This window comes from Rummeliibacillus sp. TYF005 (genome assembly GCF_003844195.1).
Taxonomy (GTDB): domain Bacteria; phylum Bacillota; class Bacilli; order Bacillales_A; family Planococcaceae; genus Rummeliibacillus.
Genome location: NZ_ML122542.1, coordinates 250,543 through 269,600 on the forward strand (window position 1 = coordinate 250,543; position 19,058 = coordinate 269,600).

A 19,058-nucleotide genomic window follows, 5' to 3' on the forward strand; every position below is an offset into this window, starting at 1 on the left:
TGAGAATGCCAAATCAAAATTCTGATTTTGCATTAAAGCTGCAGCGACAGTATAAAGCTATTCGAGCAGGATACCATGGCGAACAGATTGTTGATCACTTTGTACGAGAATCGAACATAAAAGAACCTTTTGCTTATTGGCCAAATGCCGAGCTCCAAATTACTCAACATCGACATGTACAACTGGATGCATTTATCGTCTCGCCAAATTTTTCGTGTATATTCGAAGTGAAAAATATGAGAGGATCTATAAAATTTCTCGAGAACCCCTTCCAACTATCCCAAAGTGTAGAAGGTGAAGAACGAATATTTGAATGCCCCCAAAGTCAAATCATTCGCGCATCAAACAGTATTCGATATATGTTTGATCAAAACAATATCAAACTCCCCATATATTCTAAAATCATATTTTCAAATAGTAAGACACATATAGTACAACCACCTAAACTCATTGATATTATTTTTCCTAAACAAATATCTTCCTATCTTGAGCAATTGGATAAAAAGCCTGCTGTCTTAGCAAAGAAAGAGTTTGAGCAATTAGTGAAGCATATAGAAGCTTTTATAAAGCCATACAATCCTTTCCCATTAGCAAAAAGTTTAGAATTTAATGATCAAGTAATTGGAGGGATTATTTGTTTATGTGGAAATTCCATCGATTTATCGACGAATCCTATTAAGCAGTGTCCAATGTGCGGCTGTCACAGAAGTAAGTTTATCGAGCAAGCAATGTATGATTGGTTTACTCTATTTCAGAATACAATTACAAATGAACAATGTAGAAAATACTTAGGTATTAATAATAATGTGTATATATCAAAACTATTCTCCAATATGAATCTAGAAGCTACAGGGCACACAAAAAACAGGCAATATTACTATGATTATGAAAAGCCTCTATTTAAAAATAAAGAGATTATACTTATATAATCGGGAAAATCCGAAAAAGAAAAGCCTCCCATGAAAATGAAATATTTTATAGAACAACATTCTTTTTACAGAACAGAATGCCCAAGGAGAGGGGACTGCACTAAAAAATATAAGCTTCCCATTTTATCAAATAGTCCTCCATATGAAATAAAGAACAATTAAAAAAGGGTCTCCCCATATAAAGGAGTCCCTTTTGTACTATGAAATTTTATTTTTTCTTAGTTTTCATTACCTCTATCAAAAACTTTGGAATCTTCAACATCCGTTTGAATCTAGTTGGTTGGGTGATCAAGCGATGGAACCATTCGAGATTAAGTTTAAGGAAAATCTCTGGGGCACGGTTGATATTGCCTGATAATATATCAAAGCTTCCACCGACCCCCATCATAACGGTATTTGAGAATTGATGGCGGTGATCTGCAATCCACTCTTCTTGTTTTGGAGCACCAAGCGCTACAAAGATAAAATCTGGATCTAATGCTGCGGCTTTTTCAGCAACTTCATCTCCATTGCCATCGCCCCCATAGCCATCTGCAACTCCAACAATATTAATATGAGGATATAAAACCTTTGCTTTTTCAGCAGCCTGAGCCGCGATTCCTGGTTTCCCGCCATAAAAGAAGAAGCGATTGTGTCCTTCTTTAGATGTTCTTAAAAAGTCATGTACCAATTCATATCCAGGAACTCGTTCTTTTAAAGGTGTTCCAAGAATTTTTGAACCAATGACTACACCGATTCCATCTGCAACAACATAATTAGATTTCAATAAGTATTCTTCATATACTTTATTTTCTTTTGCGAGCATAATAATTTCGGGATTTGCAGTTACAATACAAATAGGGGTCTTTCCGTTTAACAACTCATCTTCAATATGATCTACAAACTCACTTTTTGTAGTATCTACTACAGGAATCCCTAAAACATCTATCTTCTTCATAATCGAACCTTTCTGCGTCCATAAGTTATATTTCTACCTATTATATACTATTAAATTTTTTCTTCAAATGAAGTACCATTGAGGGATAAAATCTTCAAGTATAACAAATATTCATTCATTATACCGCGAAGAATTAGCTGGAAAATAACAGGTTGAAAACCCTAAAGTTAGAAGAAAAATATACATAAGGGCGTTTCGTAAAAAAAGTTCATTTTTCTAAACAAAATTCACAATTTCTCATTCTATTCTAATGAATTTATGCTATGATAAACGTTGTGAAAATTGATTGGAATTTAATTATTAAATCCATTTTTGAAACTTTAGGTATGCTTTATCCGTCTATATATAATAGTATAAAAATTTTTACGAATGGAAGTGGATGTGAAGTGACGAATAATCGAAGATATCAACCTAAGAAAGCATCCATCAAAAGAATAGCTGTTTCCATTATTTTGTTAATTGCAGTTATTACGGGTGCATATATGCTCCTTACAAAGAATGACAAAGCAGCAAATGATAATGATCATATTAAAGTTCAAAATGTCCATAAAACAACGAAGAAAGATCCGGATAAAGAAAAAGATTCAGAGAAGTCAGGTGAGGACACCGGTTCTTCATCACGTTCAGAAGGAACTGTAACCAATGACGTTCCATCTAATAGCGATGGCGATACAACAACAAAAGATTCTACAGATGTAAGCATGCCTAAAAATGATACATCTGCTATTATTGCAAATGCCAAAACGCAAGTATATACAGTTTACACAGATTTACAACAAGGTTCAGGATTTTTGTTCAATAAAGAAGGGGACATTATTACAAATGCCCACGTAGCAAAAGATGCCTCTTATGTATTTGTCACAAATGAACATGGTCAAGAATTTCGAGGACAAGTAATTGGTATTTCTAATAAAACAGATGTTGCCTTGATTAGAGTGCCAGAATTAGCCGGAAAGGACCCACTTGTTTTAGATACAGCAATGGCAAGGGTAAACACACCTGTTATTGCAATTGGTAGCCCTAATAACAAAGGCGGTACTGCAACAGAAGGTAAAATCACAAGTATTGGTGCTGAATTTACAGATGAATATACGTACAGTGGTCTTTATGAAATGACTGCACGATTACACTCTGGTTCAAGTGGCGGCCCATTAATTAACGCCCAAACAGGTAATGTAATAGGAATTAACTCCATTATTCTAACAGACCAACCTGAAATTGGTTATGCTATTCCGATTAGTAAAGTTATGTCACTCATAACCAATTGGTCAAACAAAGATGTCAAAATCGATATTGAAGATGATGCTGATTTTGAAGATAATCATAAAGAAGAAGCTTATTTAGGAAAAGATTTGATTGAACAGTATGTTGACGGTTATTACGAACTGTTCCCATATGCGATTAAAAACAAATCCCAAAATTATTATGAAACCTATATAATGCCAGGAAGTAGTGCGATTAACACTGCACAAAAAATGATTGAAAGTTACTCTACTAGCGAAAAGAAATATAAAAATTTACAACATACTATTGGTAATATAAATATTACCGATGAATATGCAACAGTAGAAGTGAACTCAACATTTGTTTATACAGATAAAGCAACAAAACAAGAACATAAATTAAATGAAACAATTATCTACACAATCGTCATTGATGATTATGGTGATTATCAATTTACGAATATCAAAGTTACTGCTTCATCTGATGATGGACAACAACAAACAAGCCCTGAAAGCCCTGATACGGGTGTAACTGAGCCTGAGAAAAAACCTGTTAATGTAAACAACGACAATACTAATACAACAACTCAGGAGAAAAAAGAACCTATTAAAAAGCAAAGTGTTGATGAAGAAAAAAATAAACAAGATAGAAGTACCAGCAACACAGATGTAGATATATCAACTAATAATGAAATGACCCCACAATAAGAAAACATCATTCTTTGTGGGTAAAGGAGTAAAGGGGGTGACCCGTAAGTAGAAAACTTACAGGTCACCCCCTCTTTTTATAACTGCAATGTTCAAAATCCCTCTATACCTATGAACGAAAAAGGTAAAAGAATGAGCACTTATTCCAACCAGGTTCAAATTCTTACTAGAGAAGGTAGCCAATTAATGAACGCTTCGACAACCCAAATGAAGGCAATTGATCGAATTGTATTAGGAGCAGTTGGAAAGGTTGAAAAACTAAGTGGACAGTCAAAAGAAATATCAAAATTAGTTAAAGTGATTAACGAAATTGCCGATCAAACCAATCTATTAGCCTTGAATGCAGCGATTGAAGCAGCACGAGCTGGAGAAAATGGAAAAGGTTTTGCCGTAGTTGCTAATGAAGTAAAGAAACTTGCTGAACAAGTATCATACTCGGTCAAAGATATCTCTGAAATTATGGAGAAAATTCAAGATGAGACACAACAAGTAACACGATCATTACAATCTGGTTATGAAGAAGTAAATAAAGGGACAAATCAAATAACTCAAACAGAAGAAACATTCCATAAAATAAACACAGCGGTTATTAGTATGAATGATAATATCAAAGATGTGGCAAATACTTTAAATGACTTGACCGATTCATCGATTAAGATCAATACAGCAATTGACGATATTGCTGCTATTTCTCAAGAGTCATCTGCAGGTATAGAAGAAACAACTGCTACATTGGAACAAACCGCAAGTTCGATGCATGACCTAACTAGTGATTCAGAAGAATTAGCTAATTTAGCTACAAAACTACATCAACAAGTAAGATTGTTTAAACTTTAATTTTATAAGAGGTTGAGAACTCTCTATTGAATATCAATATATCTAACCCTAATAAGCTTCAGAACATAATTGTGCAGCGAAAATAGCTTAAAGTGAAAAAGTACAATAGCTATAAAAAGGTTGAATAATATCAGTAGGAGAGTTACTACTAAGTGATTTGCAAAGTAAAAATACGTCATGCAAATAATGAAAAAGAACAATAACTAAATCGATAAAAACGATAAGAAATATGAATCTATAAATAAAACCCCTAAATAAGAGACTTTATAAAGTCTTTTATTTAGGGGTTCATATTAGATGTTTAAATAGTTGGAAGTTTGATTTTTAAGATTAGATTAACGAACTGTACCGTAGCTGTGTACGTAGTATTTCCAGTAAGTGCTCATTGTTTGATATTGAACATGTGTACCAGCAGCATGTACTAGCATACCGTTTCCAGCATAAATAGCAACGTGTGTAATAGCACCGCCACCAACGTTGAAGAATACTAAATCACCAGGTTGAGGATTGTTCGTATATTTTACAGCAGCGCGTTGTGCACGGCTTGTACGTGGTAAAGAGATACCATTTTTAGCATAAACATAACGAGTAAAACCACTGCAGTCAAAGCCAGAAGGAGTAGTACCGCCATATACGTAAGGAGTACCAAGATATTTTTTACCTGTACTTACGATATTGCTTAAACCAACTTCTGATGATGTTTTCTTAACACCAGCACCTTTTTTAAGATATGCAGCTGACATCCAGCCTGTTTTACCTTGTACTGTCACCTTGAACCAAGTTTTTCCGTTTACAACTTTTTTATATTTAGCTGTTACAGTTTTATTTTTACCAATATACGCTAAAGCTTTTGAACTTGTAGAAGAGCTAGCACGTAATGTCAATGAACTAGCAGTTACATGATATTTTCCACTAATTTTAATAGCAGTAGAATCAGATACCTTCGTAATATCTTTTTCTACTTCATTAGTAGTTTTGACATTTTCTACTTTAGTAGAAGCTGTTTCTTCGTTTTCTGCAGCTTTTACATGTCCAAAGCTAATTGTTAATGCTAAAGTACTTGCAGCGATTGCTGTTAATAATGATTTCTTATTCATATAATTCCTCCAACTATTCAACGATTTTTTATATAACTATTTAAACGATTGTTTTCGAATTTTTTATATTTACAAATATAACTTTATAGAAAATATGAATAGAAGACAATGCAATTTCATTTACAGTTATATTACAGTTATGTAACAAGCATCATAGATTCCGATTTTACTAGGATATTTCATTATTATTTGTCCTAAAAATAGCAGTAATTGATAAAATAAAATGGGTCTATGACGTAATTTTACATAAGAAAAAGATACCTTTATGTCGTTTATAAAGGTATCTTACTAGCAAATAACTATAATATTACATATTGTTACAAAGGGTAAAAGTACGTGTTTACGAAATAGACTCGTTGGAATAATTAAAAAAGGAAAATTCAAACGAATGGGAAAATTTAGATAAAATTCCTCATTATAGTTCGGATTTTCCATTAGCTAAGCTTCTTTTATCCTAGTTTGACACTTAATAAATTAATATTTTAAATCATAGAATCGTTTATAACTATCAAAATGGCTTTTCCAATATGAATTGTTGACAGAAGAAACTTGTACTTGGTCTCCACCGGCATGAACAAATTGACCATTACCGATATATATTCCCAAATGTGAGATTCCTTGTTTGTACGTGTTTTTAAAGAATACTAAGTCGCCTGCTTTAGGTGTCGAAACATAATAAGATCTCACTTCGTAATCAGCAGCGCTTGTTCGGATGATATTACTATATCCCGCTTTACTATAAACGTAGTAGATAAAACCGCTACAATCAAAACCACTTGGAGAAGAACCTCCCCATACATAAGGAACACCTTGGAAAGAAAGTGCTAGATTCATAGCTGTATTGACAACCTTTGATGATGATTGTTGACCAACAGTAGGATTGGAAACAGCAGTTGTATTTTCTTTTTTTTGTTGACTCGTTGTACCTGTATTTTTAACTGCTAATACTTGTCCTACACGAATTAGATTGGATGTTAAGCCGTTCCATGATTTTAGTTGAGTAACTGTGACTCCATATTTGTTTGCGATGGTAGATAACGTATCCCCTGCGACAACCGTATGTTTTGAAGTTGATGTAGAAGCGGTTGCTTTTTTCTGTGTACTATTAGAAGTGGTGCTTGAAGTTCCTTTGACAGGTATTGTCAATGTTTGGCCAACATAAATAATCTTATTTTTTATTTTATTTGTTTTTTCAATAGCTTCAATAGTCACTTTATATTTCGTAGCAATTTTAGCTAAATAGTCGCCAGCCTTTACTTTGTATGTAGTTGTTTTTATGTTTTTCGTAGAGCTAGATGATTCTTTGACTGTTTTAGTACTTGCTACTTTTACGGTTGACGAACCAGGAATCTTTAGAGTTTGCCCCACATATATTTTGTCGTTCTTTAGTCCATTAGCTTTCATAAGAGAAGACAAAGTAATATTATGTTGAGCAGCAATTTTAGCTAAATAGTCGCCGGCCTTTACTTTATATGTAGTTGCAAGTGTTGTCTTATTTTTATTGGAAGTAGTAGTGCTAACTTTTGTAATGGCTTTGCTACTCGTTTTAATACTTTGTCCAACGTAAATAACATCGGAAGAGAGATGGTTTAATTTCTTAATGTTAGATACTGTTGTATTTGTTTTTTGAGCGATTAAAGACAAAGAGTCTCCGCTTTTCACTTTATATGTATAGGTACTTGCTTGTGCGTCTTGAGAGTTAAGGACAAATGCAGCAGCTCCTACTGCTAGAACAGAACATACAGCCTTTTTCACAAAAATCACTCCTTTAGTTGGATTTGAACGTACAGGCTTTTGTTATCTACATTGTAGATAAAAACAGAAAATAAAACAATATTCATATAAAAAAGGGTAAATTTGATAGAAATATAATTAAAAAAATACTGTATATTTGAATCTTTTATAGGTTAAAATCACTATCAAAATTACTGTTTTTTTGTCGTAATTTGCATTATTAATGATTTTACTGTCTAAATATAGAAAAAAGAGTGCTATTTTGGTTGGATTTAGCACTCTTTTAATCGTTTACTATAATTTAAATAATTGAACACTCTTACTTAAAGAATCAGCCATATTACTTAATTCTTCAATAGAAGCAGTAATTTCCTCAATGATTGCATGTTGTTCTTCAGATAAACCTGCAATATGCTGTGTTTTGTCATTTGTATCTTGTGAAATCGTATTAACATGTTCCAGTGACGCTGCGGTTTCTTGGGAAGCTGCAGTGATTTCTACTGTTACGTTAGATACTTCTTGGATATCTTTTGATAGAGTCAAAGAAGTTTCGTAGATATCCCGGAATGCTGCTCCTGTAGTTTGAATACTTTTATAGACAAGTTCTGCATGATCATTTACTGTTTGCATCTGCTCGACTGTTTTGTTCATACTTTGGTGGATACCTAGAGTTGTTTCGCGAATTTCATTTGCTGAACGAGTGGACTCTTCTGCTAATTTTCGTACTTCATCAGCAACAACTGCAAACCCTTTTCCGTGTTCGCCAGCACGTGAAGCTTCGATTGCTGCATTTAGTGCCAATAAGTTAGTCTGATCTGAGATACCCGTAATAGTTGTTACCATAGTATTAATCTTTTGAGAGCTACCTGCTAATTCAATCAGTGAGTTTTGAGTTGCTTCAATGGAACTTTGAATTTCCTTCACTAACTTTACAGTTGATTCGAGATTTTTTCCTCCGTAGACGGTCTTATCTGTAGCTACTGTGGCAGAATTCGAGACCATCGTTGCTGTTTCAGCAACGGAAGCAACTTGGTCTGCAACAAGATTCATAGAATTAGTGCCGTTTAGTACATACTCCATTTGAGTATTAGCATCCAATGCGAGTTGGTCAATTTTTTCGCTCACTTGTTTAGTGGCAGAGCTTGTTTGTTCTGTACTAGCATAAAGCTCTTCGGAAGAGGCAGCTAATTGCTCACTCGTTAGTTTTACTGTTTTAATGATTTGTTTTAAATTGCTATACATGTTATTGAATGCTTCTGCAAGCTGACCAATCTCATCTTTTGAATGGTTATTTAAAGAATCTAAGGTTAGATTTCCGTTGGCAATCTCAGATGCTAAGGTTGTCATATTTTTTAAAGGTCGAATCTTCTTCGCTAATAATAAAAGGAGCATAGCTAAGTAGATCAGTACAAGAGCTACTATAATCGAAGTTACAATTACACTATTTTGGACATTATTATTCGCTTGTTCTACTTTTTTTAATGTCCATGAAGAAAGAGCTTTATCAAAATTTGAAACAGAATTATTGACATTATCTTTTAAAAGACTATATTCATTTCCATAAAGTAAATCCTTGGCTCTATCTGTTTCTCCTTTTTGCATTAGTAAAGAAGCTTGTTCTTCAATCATTTTTAGATGAGCTGATTGTTGAAGTGCATATTCGGCTAAGGCTAATGTTTCTTTTGGTAGGTGGTGATTTTTTAGTTGTTTGAGCGTCTTATTAGTATCGAGCGTTTCTTTTTCTTCTCGTTGATAAGCTCGTAAAGAGCGATTCGACCCTGTTTCTGTGTATGTACGGATATTAGATGACTTTGCTTCAATGTTTTGCATTAATTTTATAGCAATTTGTCCATCCTGTTGGTTAATATTAAATGCATTCGTTTGTTCAGATAAACTTTTTCCTAAATGCCCAATGCTTAAAGTAGTTAAGATAAGTAATATAACTGCGATGATGATTGAGTATTTAATCATACTACGGATTTTCATGTAGTCACTCCTAGTTTATATATTAATCTATTATTTATAACGATAAGCATTTGCTCTGTGGGTTGGCTTTTGGATTTTATTAAACCAGATTTTATCTTTTTCTTCTTGTGCAAGTGTACTAGTTATAGAGTTTGCGCAGTGTCTACAGATTTTAGCGTGATTCGTTATTCTTCCACATCTTTCACATGGTGCGCCAAGATTAGGGAAAAGACTATTTTTTAATCTACCTGTTTTTACCCATTTGTAGATTAATTCTGGCGGAATCCCTGTTCGTTCAATAACTTCATCATTAGATAGAATACGATTATTTTTTCTCAGCAAAAAATGAACAACTTCAGAGAAAATAACATCCTCATTTGCATCCGGTCGAATTTTCATATTAAACATCTTCAATCTCTCCCTTAGCTCGTAATATGAGTTTGCTATGATCAATCGCATTATTGTATTTATAATCTTCCCAACGATTACGCGCTATTTTTTGATATTTGGCAGAAACGTCTCTTCCAGAAATCAGTTGAGAAAATCCTTTTTTCGCTTCCTCAATATCCCCTATACGAAGGCTTAGTTCGGCATACAAATATTGAAGCTTTTCTTCGCCTTCTTTATTGGACGCAAAAGATTTACTGTAAAATTCTCTAGCTGCTTGAAGATATCGCATTTCAGATTGTGAATCTTTTTTTAATCTGTATAGCCATGCAATTTTTATCGCAAAATTGGCCATAATAAGAGGCTCCTCCATAGAAGCTCTTGACACTAAATAAGCTAACTTAAAGCTAGCAATAGCATCCTCAAGTGACCGCACTTCGCAAATATTCATCGGTTTTTGCAATTCTTTAATATATATTTCTTTAATAAGTTGCATGAAAGGTCCAAAAGTACGTGTCATTGATTTGTGATAAGCATACCCGCAATGAGGGCAAACAGAGACTTCATATAGTATCGGATTTAATCCCTCATAAATAGGCATAAAATCAGTATCTTGATCGACTACTTTATAACGATTTGGTCGTACTTTGTAAGTCGTGAACTTTTTTTTGCAACAACAGCATTCAATTTTACTTTCGTAATAATATATATTAAATCCCACTTGAAACATCTCCTTTATCCTACAATAACGGACAGGGCAGTATTACCCACCAACTGTTCCTAGCAGCCTAGTGAGTTCAGACATCCTTAAATTGTAATTATATCTATAGTGAAATCCGAGAATAATATAAATTACATAAACAAATTCATTGAGTATGTAATGATTATTTTTTACTATATTATCATATTTATTTAGTCAAATATCAATGATAATATATTACAATTTGTAGTATAAAGGTAATGTGTATTATAAAACAAAAGAATTAATTTGTAAATCTTTGGTTGTTGTTAGTTTATGAAGTTATGATTAAAAGGGGAAATTATAACTATTTAAAAATATACTTTTTATCTATTGATTAATGAGAAATAAGAGGAGACTTTATAAGAAATCGCAAAGTACCGCAAACAAGGGGATTGGCGGTACTTTGCAGAGCTGAGGAGGTTAATTGTTCCGTGTTTATAGAGTTTTTATTTCAAAGTTAGAAATAAGCAATAACAATTGGATAGTGAAATCAAATAAGCAAAATCACTATAGTACAAGCATAGCCAAAATAATAAAATTCGAAACATCTAGGACAATATTTTTTTGAATGTAACAATGTGCAAGTTGTAAAAAAGTAAAACAATTCTATTAGGTATATTTCCGTATGAAATCAATAGAAGTATGAATATAGAAAACACCTCTACAATATCATCATGCAAAGGCGTTTCTTCTATATAATATTTATATATTAATCTAGTAATCTTAACTTATTTGTTTTTCTTTCAAATTTTCAACTTTATACACGCGACCATAATCGTCCTTGTAAACAATATGTTCGCTATTAAATTTGGTTGGTGAGTCTAAACCAGCTGCTGCAGCTACTCTAAATAGACCTTCACGCATAGTAATAATGTAGTTAGTTACACGGAATTTTTTCTCTTCAACAATAAGACCATTTTGTAATTTAGGATCAGTTGTTGCAACGCCAGCTGGACATTCGTTCGTATGACAACGTTGTGCCATGATACATCCAACTGAAATCATAAATCCACGAGCTACGTTTATAAGATCTGCACCTAAGCCAAGAATGACTGCAGCACGGTCTGCAGTAATAATTTTACCAGAAGCGATAATTTTCACACGGTCACGTACACCGTATTTAATAAGGGCATCATGTAAAAGAACAAGGCTTGAGTGAATAGGAAGACCAACGCTATCTGCTAAGTCTTGGAATGTTGCACCTGTACCGCCTTCAGCACCATCGATTGTGATAAAGTCTGGACCTTTACCTGTTTCTTTCATATAAGAAGCAAGAGCTTCTGCATCATCAGGACTACCAATAACAATTTTAATACCAACTGGAAGACCGCCGACTTCTCGAACTTGGTCGATAAATTTAAATAGTGATGGGAAGTCATTGAATTGATGGAAACGGTTTGGACTATTGATAGTTTTGTGTGGTTCGACATTACGGATTTTCGCAATTTCTTCCGTAACTTTATCTGCTTCTACGTGACCACCACGAGTTTTTGCACCTTGCGCTAGTTTTAACTCGAATGCTTTAACTTGAGGAATCGCCGCTTTTTCCTTTAGTAATTCAAAGCTAAATTCTCCGTCTTTTGTACGATAACCAAATAATCCTGAACCAATTTGGGCGATTATATCTGCACCACCAGCTAAATGATAATCTGAGATACCACCTTCACCAGTATTCATCCAAGATCCTTTTGCCATACTAATACCTTTTGATAAAGCGGTAATAGCATTTTTTCCTAGTGCACCATAACTCATCGCAGATTGACCGACTAAACTACGTACGTGGAAAGGTTCACGACAATTTGGTCCAATTACAATGGCATCTTCTTCAGGAAGCAACCATGGTTTAACTGTAACTTTTTCTGTATGTTCTTTACGATTAAACAATCCATCAGAATCAATCACATATTTTTGAGTATCTACAGTTTGACTTTGATCGACACGCATTTCTTCTACTTGTTTTGTGAACATAGCGTTACGAATATAGAAACCTGCTTCTTCAAAATTACGTTTTGAACCATATCCTATGACAGAACCTAAGTATTTCCCAGGTAATACGACATGTAAAAAGTCTTCTCGACTAAAAGGCTTACCTTTATGGTCATCATCGAACAAATATTGTCGAAGTTCTGGACCGACTTTTTCAGTCATGTAACGCATTCTACCAAGAACCGGGAAATTCCGTAAAATAGCATGTTGTTTTTGCTTACGGTCTAATACATATAGAGTAAATACTAATATTGCAGGAATAATAACAAAAATAGTAATTAAAATTAATAAAATAGTTGAAATCATTTTTAAACCTCCGAAAAGCCTCATTAATCAAACTTTGTGTCAAATTTATGAATCTATCTCAATTGCGTATTAAATATATCACAATTCGAGATAGATTCAAGTGTTTAGATTAAAAAGTGTATTTATTAAAGAAAACACTTGAAAACGCTTACTTTAAACAGAAGATTTATACCCATTAAAGAATAGTGTGATTACCCTAAATCTGGTACAAATTCAACCTTAGAGTGTAAGTGTAGAGATTGAATATGGGATGTACCTCTATAATTAGATATATGTGACTTAAGCGGATTGGTGTCTAATCTTAATTTATAAAAGAAAAAGACTGTAAACTACTCTAAATTGGAGTGTGTTTACAGTCTTTTTTCTATTTAAAATGTATTGGTTGTGTAATTTATTTTTTTTGCATCAAAGAAATGACATAACCTACGATTGCACCGATAATAGCAGGTATTAGCCAGCCAATCCCTGTAGAGTATAGTGGGATTTGGTTTAAGAAGTTTTCATAACCAGTAAAAGTGATTTTAGCTTGTTTAAGACCATCGTAAATACTTACTAAAGCTGTGAAAATCATTGCTGTAATATAAACAGCACGTGCATCATTGAACCATTTTGCAGCAAGAGTTAAGATCATTAGAACAATTGCTAGTGGATAAATAGCAAGTAGTACAGGTAAAGAGATGGTGATCAATTGTTCAAGCCCGATATTTGCTACGAAAGTTGAGAAAATCGTGAAAACCCATACCCATCCTTTATAAGAAATAGAAGGGAAGATTTTATGGAAGAACTCAGATGATGCAGTCATTAAGCCGATTGATGTTGTTAAACAAGCTAGTAGAATGACAGCTGTTAATAAGATATTACCGAATTGACCATATAGGATGTTTGCAGATTTTGTAATGATATCAGCACCGTTGTCGAATGCACCAATTGTTTGGAAACTTGATGAACCAATATAACCAAGAGAAAGATAAACAAGAGCTAGTCCAGCTGCAGCGATAAATGCAGCGAAAATTGTTGTTTTCACAACTGTTGGTTTGTGCGTAATATTTTTACCTTTTAATGCTTCTACAATGACAATTCCAAAGATTAATGCTGCTAGGAAATCCATTGTTAAGTAACCTTGAACGAAACCTTCACCAAATGGATTTGATACGTATTTACCGACTGCTTTTCCAGCTCCGTCCATCGGTGTCACGATTGCTTTTATAGCAAGTGCAGCGATAACAACTAAAAGTGCAGGAGTAAGAATTTTACCTACTCGGTCAATTAACTTACTTGGGTTCAATGCGAAGAACATAGTAATTGCAAAGAAAATGATTGAAAAGATTAATAATGGCCAAAATGATGCTGCAGATGCTTCTGACAAATAAGGTTTAACACCTAACTCATAAGAAACTGTACCCGTACGAGGCATTGCGAAGAATGGTCCAATCGCAAGATATACAATTGCTGTGAAGATTACACCGAATAGTGGACTAATACGGCCCGCCATATCTTGTAATTCACCGCCTGATTTGGCAACTGTAATAACCCCTAATAATGGAAGACCTACACCAGTTACTAAAAAACCAATTATAGCTAAAACAAAATGTTCGCCTGATTGTTGTCCTAATAGAGGAGGGAAGATAATGTTACCGGCACCTAGGAATAATGCGAAAAGCATGAACCCAACCGATATTTTTTCCCAAAGAGAAAGATGTTGATTTTGCATAATAAGACTCCTTTTATAATGTTCTGCGTGTAATCTCTAGTAATTTATATGAAATTATTACGCTATTTGGAATAAGGTGATTAAATATTCGTTGTTATCTGAAAATTCTAATTACAACAGTTTTAAAAAGGTACTTGAATAGATTAACATGAATATGTCGATAATGGAACCTTAAATTTTATTTAAAAAGTGAAAATTTATATTAATTAAGTTAAATATTATAAAATAAAAGAAAATTTAGAATAAGTAAATTATGAAGAGGTGTAAAGATTATTTTAATAATTGATTGTTCTGAAGAGAAGTGGACCGAAATCGAGAAATGTTTGGAGATTCGCGACTTAAATTGCTGTAAGGGCGAATACAATTCAAAAAAGAGCGAATAAAACGAAGGTAGGAGCGAATAAAATCCCCAAATTAGCGAATAAACCATAGGAAAGAGCGAATAAACTGCTCTTCGTTAATAATCCAGTTAATAGAATGTTATTAAATTTACATAATTTCATCTCCTAACAGATGTGTTAGGAGATTTTTATTGCAATAATTCAGCCAGGTGTGAATTCGATAAAAAGTAATGATTAAAATAGTCAGATTCATAGTAAAAATTGGTTGTGTCATATTCGTAATTTGGCTCTATAATCATATATGTAAAGTTGTTAAACACATAGAATTGCATAAAACTTAAAATTTGATGCAACCTTTTAAGCATTTCTTGTGTTTTATTAGAGTAAGATTTAAATAGTATGATTATAGTGATGGACAAACAAATTACTTGAAAGAGAGTGTTATTTTCTAGAAATCATGCTATAATACTTTTTGTATTCAATGATAACTAGCATTTGAATGCGTTTTTTATTGCGCATTTATTAATATACGTAGAGTTTATAAGGAGGATGGGTAATATATGAATTACCTAGCATTAGTTGTAGCCTTTGTCGCTTCAATTCTTTTGACTCCGCTTGTTAAACGACTCGCATTTCGAATTGGTGCAGTAGATAAACCAAACTATCGTAAAGTGCACGATCATGTTATGCCACGACTTGGTGGATTAGCTATTTTCTTAGCTTTTCTAATTGGTATAGTTGTAGCACAACCTATGGATAAATCAATGATTGCCATTTTAATCGGAGGCTTTGTTATTATCGTGACAGGCGTCCTTGATGACATGCTTGAAATTTCTCCAAAAGCTAAATTGATTGGGCAAACTGTTGCCGCTGCAATCGTTATTTTCTTTGGTGGTGTTCAAATTGACTTTATCAATTTACCTTTCGACGGAAAATTAGACTTTGGTTATTTAAGCATTCCATTAACTTTAATTTGGATTATTGGTATTACGAATGCGATTAACTTAATAGATGGATTAGATGGCCTTGCAGCCGGTGTTTCCACAATTGCATTAATCACACTTGCAGCTATGGCATTCATAATGGGTAATGTTTTTGTATTAGTGATGGCTTTGATTCTTGCAGCAAGTACATGTGGTTTCTTATTTTATAATTTCCACCCTGCGAAAATTTTCATGGGTGATACCGGGGCTTTGTTCCTTGGATTTATGATTTCTGTTTTAGCTTTACTTGGATTTAAAAACGTAACTTTTGTTTCATTAGTTGTTCCTATTGTTATGTTAGGTGTTCCAATTTCAGATACTTTCTTCGCTATTGTGCGTCGTTTGTTAAACAAACAACCACCATTTAGCCCAGATAAATCTCACTTGCATCACCGCTTGATGAGTATTGGTTTTACTCATCGCCAAACAGTATTACTTATTTATGGGATCGCTGCAATGTTCGGGTTAGCAGCAATTACATTCTCAATGGCAAAAGTTTGGGGAGCAATTCTTCTCATCACTGTAATTCTTGTAGTAATTGAGTTATTTGTCGAAGTGATTGGACTAGCTGGACAAAATTATCGCCCATTGTTAAACCTTGTTCGAAAAAAATAATCTTAAAATATACTAGAGTGTGCTAAAAGTTTTGACCTTTTAGTTACACTCTTTTTTATTTTGTGGATAAGTATTGGATGGAGATTGACCAATTCATCAGTGATGGTAGAGGATAATGTGGATAAAGCTGTGGGATTGTGGATAATTTCAAAATATTTTAAATATTAATATCTTAATAGAATTAAATATACCTCTGAAAGGGGAGTGACTTTGAAGGGAAATAAAAGCATCAGAAAAGGAAATAAACACTGCTGAAAAAGAAATAAAAGCCTCTGAAAAGGTAATAAAACCCTTTAAAAAAGAAATAAACCTCCTCTAAAAAGAAATAAATCCCTTCATCTATGTTGCTTTCACCGAGTAACTTCATTTTCTAACGTTATTCGCTCTCTCGGTAGTTTTATTCGCTCCTTCTGTGATTTTATTCGCTCTCTCGCTTCGTTTATTCGCTCCATTTTAAATTGTATTCGCCCTTACAGCAATTTACGTCTTCAAAAACCTCAGTTCAAAAAGAGAACCGAACCATAAATAAAAAAGCATCCAATAGAAAAACTATTAGATGCTTATTATTCGTTATCATTAGATTAATTATTCGAATTGTAGTCTGAGCTGTAACTGCTACTAGAACCAGATCCACTATAAGTACTACCAGAACCGCTATAAGAACTAGATTGTTGACTGGAATTATAATTGCTGCTGCTGTTGTTCGTATTCGTATTCGTATTCGTATCTGTCTCAGTATCGTCTGTCGAATTATCTTGTGTGTTTAAGTCATTTTCAGTTAAACCTAAATGTTTTTGAAGCGTTTGTTTGATTTCAGCAAGATTATTTGTATCTAATTTGTAGTAGTAAACGCCAGTTGACATATCGTCGTAACCTTTTAAAGATAGTGAGTCAACTTTTGGCATACCACCTTTAATATAAGCGGCAAGTGATTTCATCTCATCGAAAGTCATGTTCGTTTTCATATTGTTGCCGACTGCAGCTAATATATCATCATATTTTGTTAATGATGTTACGGATGATGCCTTTTTAATAATAGCTTCTAAAATCATCTGTTGGCGTTCTCCGCGTTTGATATCGCTATCTTGATGTCGCGTACGTGCAAGTGCTAATGCTTCACGACCATTGAGTAATTGCTTACCAGGTTTTAAGTTGACTGTTCGTTTGTCGTTTTCATCAAGTTCATGTAATGCATAAGGTACGTTAACTTTAATACCACCAAGTGCATCGACAATTTCGATAAATGCATCAAAGTTTAAACGATAGTAGTAATCTACAGGAACGTTTAATAAATTTTCTACTGTATCAATTGTTGCTTGTGTCCCACCGTATGCATGTGCATGAGTGATTTTATCTTCATGACCTACATAAGGAATGTAAACATAGGAGTCACGTGGAATACTTAGTAATTTAACTGATTTATCTTTGTTGTTTAAAGTGGCAAGCATTAAGGCATCTGAACGAGAATGATCAGAACCTTGTTCACGAGCTTCGCTATCATCAATACCAACAAAAAGTATTGAGATATTATCTTTTAATGGTTCAACTTTTTCTTCTCTCAAAGCAGATTTCTCTCGGGTATTACTTGTATCGTAAGCTTTGTTTGCTGCTTTTTCACCTTGTTTGAAAAGATAAAAGGCATATGACCCGGTCGCTATAACTGCTAATATTAAAAGAACTAAAAAGGTTTTTAAGACGGGATGTTTCTTTTTTTTCTTTTTAAGGGACTTTTTCTCCTTTTTCGCTTGTACTCTTGAATTTGTCATATATAATCTCCTCTAATTTAGGAATACTAATCTACAGAATTGTATTGACACAGTGTATTTGACGCTCTTTTTAAAATAAAGTTGCTACATTTCGTGTAGCGAATTTAATTATACTATGGAGAATTGAATCAGTAAAATTAATTTTTAGTTATTTTTTGTCAAATTCTAAAAATAACATGTCTTCATTTGTTATAATAGCTTGTCCATTTGTCATATTTGTAAGCCACTCAGTAAATAGAGATTCCTCTTCCTTTGGAACAAAGACATAAAATTCCACGCATTCTGCATAATTTATATCCTTTAATATATATGTAGAATTTCTAATTTCATTTTCAAGTTTTCCTAACCAAATATACTCTACAGTGACCTTCATAAGATGGTGAAGACGTCTTTCTACAACACCGCTAGCATCAATTCCAGCAGTAGTTGCTTTTCCGTAGGCACGGACTAATCCTCCTGCTCCTAATTTAATGCCACCAAAGTAGCGTGTAATAACAACTACTGTATCTTTTAAGTGTTGCTTCTTTAATACTTCTAAAATGGGAACGCCAGCTGTGCCACTTGGCTCACCATCATCGTTTGCTTTTTGAATTTGGTCATGTTCTCCGATTAAATAAGCTGAGCAATTGTGCGTAGCTGAATAGTGCTCTTTTTTTATAAATTGTATAAAATCAAGTGCCTCTTGTTCAGTTTCGACTCGTTTACAATTTGCGATAAATCTTGATTTTGAGATAATAATTTCACTGTTTCCAAGGGTTTTTAGTGTTAAATAATTTTTTCTCATGGTAAAC

At 33.5% G+C, this 19,058-nt stretch carries 14 protein-coding genes; 4 read left to right on the top strand and 10 right to left on the bottom strand.

From position 1 onward, the window contains the following. Window positions 1-5: 5 nt before the first annotated feature. Window positions 6-929 (top strand): nuclease-related domain-containing protein, encoded by a 924-nt coding sequence (locus tag CW357_RS03135; RefSeq protein WP_124217303.1) that lies wholly within the window; start codon window positions 6-8, stop codon window positions 927-929. 208 nt (window positions 930-1,137) lie between these two features. Here CW357_RS03135 and CW357_RS03140 read toward each other — a convergent pair whose 3' ends face one another. Then, a complete protein-coding gene (locus CW357_RS03140) occupies window positions 1,138-1,866 on the bottom strand; it encodes a WecB/TagA/CpsF family glycosyltransferase (RefSeq protein WP_124217304.1) in 729 nt (242 codons plus the stop codon). Window positions 1,867-2,252: 386 nt separating this feature from the next. Here CW357_RS03140 and CW357_RS03145 point away from each other — a divergent pair, with 386 nt between their 5' ends. Together CW357_RS03145 and CW357_RS03150 are read left to right on the top strand one after the other, a co-directional pair. Continuing rightward, window positions 2,253-3,797 (top strand): S1C family serine protease, encoded by a 1,545-nt coding sequence (locus tag CW357_RS03145; protein ID WP_164489530.1) that lies wholly within the window; start codon window positions 2,253-2,255, stop codon window positions 3,795-3,797. Window positions 3,798-3,983: 186 nt separating this feature from the next. Then, window positions 3,984-4,634 carry a methyl-accepting chemotaxis protein gene (locus CW357_RS03150; RefSeq protein ID WP_158582343.1) on the top strand — a complete coding sequence of 217 codons (651 nt, stop codon included), beginning with the start codon at window positions 3,984-3,986 and terminating at the stop codon, window positions 4,632-4,634. Window positions 4,635-4,969: 335 nt separating this feature from the next. On the opposite strand, the gene CW357_RS03155 is transcribed toward CW357_RS03150, so the two are convergent. The 7 genes from CW357_RS03155 to brnQ form a co-directional block, all read right to left on the bottom strand. Beyond that, a complete protein-coding gene (locus CW357_RS03155; RefSeq protein WP_124217306.1) occupies window positions 4,970-5,731 on the bottom strand; it encodes a C40 family peptidase in 762 nt (253 codons plus the stop codon). A gap of 474 nt (window positions 5,732-6,205) precedes the next feature. After that, the gene (locus CW357_RS03160) at window positions 6,206-7,486 is read right to left on the bottom strand and encodes a C40 family peptidase (RefSeq protein WP_164489531.1); all 1,281 of its coding nucleotides are present in this window, start codon (window positions 7,484-7,486) and stop codon (window positions 6,206-6,208) included. A 273-nt stretch (window positions 7,487-7,759) separates the two neighbouring features. After that, the gene (locus CW357_RS03165; protein ID WP_124217308.1) at window positions 7,760-9,451 is read right to left on the bottom strand and encodes a methyl-accepting chemotaxis protein; all 1,692 of its coding nucleotides are present in this window, start codon (window positions 9,449-9,451) and stop codon (window positions 7,760-7,762) included. A 30-nt stretch (window positions 9,452-9,481) separates the two neighbouring features. After that, on the bottom strand, window positions 9,482-9,838 hold the full coding sequence (locus CW357_RS03170; RefSeq protein ID WP_124217309.1) for a hypothetical protein: 357 nt from the start codon (window positions 9,836-9,838) through the stop codon (window positions 9,482-9,484). After that, on the bottom strand, window positions 9,831-10,538 hold the full coding sequence (locus tag CW357_RS03175; RefSeq protein ID WP_119415601.1) for a DUF2225 domain-containing protein: 708 nt from the start codon (window positions 10,536-10,538) through the stop codon (window positions 9,831-9,833). The genes CW357_RS03170 and CW357_RS03175 overlap by 8 nt, the downstream gene beginning before the upstream one ends. A 744-nt stretch (window positions 10,539-11,282) precedes the next feature. Then, a complete protein-coding gene (locus tag CW357_RS03180) occupies window positions 11,283-12,851 on the bottom strand; it encodes an FMN-binding glutamate synthase family protein (RefSeq protein ID WP_119415602.1) in 1,569 nt (522 codons plus the stop codon). Between the two features lie 391 nt (window positions 12,852-13,242). Then, on the bottom strand, window positions 13,243-14,562 hold the full coding sequence (gene brnQ, locus CW357_RS03185) for a branched-chain amino acid transport system II carrier protein (RefSeq protein ID WP_124217310.1): 1,320 nt from the start codon (window positions 14,560-14,562) through the stop codon (window positions 13,243-13,245). A 901-nt stretch (window positions 14,563-15,463) separates the two neighbouring features. Between brnQ and CW357_RS03190 the strand changes: the two genes are divergently transcribed. Next, window positions 15,464-16,501, top strand: a complete 1,038-nt coding sequence (locus CW357_RS03190; RefSeq protein WP_119415605.1) for a glycosyltransferase family 4 protein — start codon at window positions 15,464-15,466, stop codon at window positions 16,499-16,501. A 581-nt stretch (window positions 16,502-17,082) separates the two neighbouring features. Here the strand turns inward: CW357_RS03190 and CW357_RS03195 are convergent. Then, the gene (locus tag CW357_RS03195; protein ID WP_124217311.1) at window positions 17,083-18,267 is read right to left on the bottom strand and encodes an LCP family protein; all 1,185 of its coding nucleotides are present in this window, start codon (window positions 18,265-18,267) and stop codon (window positions 17,083-17,085) included. Between the two features lie 148 nt (window positions 18,268-18,415). Continuing rightward, the gene (locus CW357_RS03200; RefSeq protein ID WP_124217312.1) at window positions 18,416-19,051 is read right to left on the bottom strand and encodes a YigZ family protein; all 636 of its coding nucleotides are present in this window, start codon (window positions 19,049-19,051) and stop codon (window positions 18,416-18,418) included. Window positions 19,052-19,058 lie beyond the last annotated feature (7 nt).